1 protein-coding gene is annotated in these 939 nt (G+C 73.7%); it reads right to left on the bottom strand.

All coding sequences use genetic code 11. The features are described from left to right. Positions 1–283: 283 nt before the first annotated feature. Positions 284–939 (bottom strand): MFS transporter (locus ACTIR_RS26925; protein WP_026455464.1); only part of this gene is annotated, 656 nt, incomplete at its 5' end.

Raw genomic sequence — 939 nt, 5'->3', positions numbered from 1 at the left:
CCGCCGCCACGGCGGCCAGCGCCGCGGCGGCCACCTGGGCGGGCCGCAGCGCCGAATCCGCCGATCGGCCACCCTCGGCACGCCTGTCGTCCTCGGTCATGTTCCCGATCCGTTCGCGACTGAACTGCTGTCCCCTCAACGAACGAATCGTTTACCGTGCTCCCCGCGTTTTGCGGACGTGACCACCGTTACCGGAGTTCCCGCGAAGGTCCACAACGGACGATCGGTGCGGTGACCGGGCGGGCACGGCCCGTGGCCGCCCGGTCCCGTACAGCGCGCCCGGTCACCGCGACGGCACGGCGGACGGTGCCCCGACCGTCCGGTTCCGACCGGCGGCCCATCCGGACACCGCCATCGCCACGCTCACGGCCAGCAACAGCAGCAGCGGGGCGGTCCAACCGCCGGTGGCGCCGAACAACGCGCCGAACGCCACCGGCCCCGCCGCACCGAGCGAGTACCCCACGAGCTGCACCATGCTCGACAGCGACCTGGCCGCGGCCGCGTCGTGGGCACGCAGGACCAGCACGGTGAACGCGAAGGAGATGCCCGCGCCCTGCACGACTCCGCCGACCGCCACCCAGGCGGGCCACGCCGACGGCCACAGCAGCAGACCGACGCCCAGCACGACCCAGCCGCAGACGATGCCCAGGCCCAGCCAACTCTGGTTCGGACGACGCCCGGACAGCAGCGGGATCAGCAGCGTCCCGCCGATCCCCAGCAGCTGGAAGGCGGACATCGCGCCGCCGGCGAGGTCCGGTGCCACCCCGACGTCCTCGATCAGCAACGTCGGCAGCCACGCGGTGACGGCGTAGTAACTGATCGACTGGCAGCCGAGGAACACCGCGACCGCCCAGGCGAGCGGCTCCCGCCACATCCGCGGGTCCCGTGTCCGCCCACCCGGCGGCGCGTCCGGGTCCGCCGCGTCCGGCACCCGTTCCC

This window comes from Saccharomonospora iraqiensis subsp. iraqiensis (assembly GCF_000430445.1).
Lineage (GTDB): Bacteria > Actinomycetota > Actinomycetes > Mycobacteriales > Pseudonocardiaceae > Saccharomonospora > Saccharomonospora iraqiensis.
The sequence above is the reverse complement of the archived record's forward strand: the minus strand, read 5'-3'. Positions and strand labels throughout refer to the sequence as shown.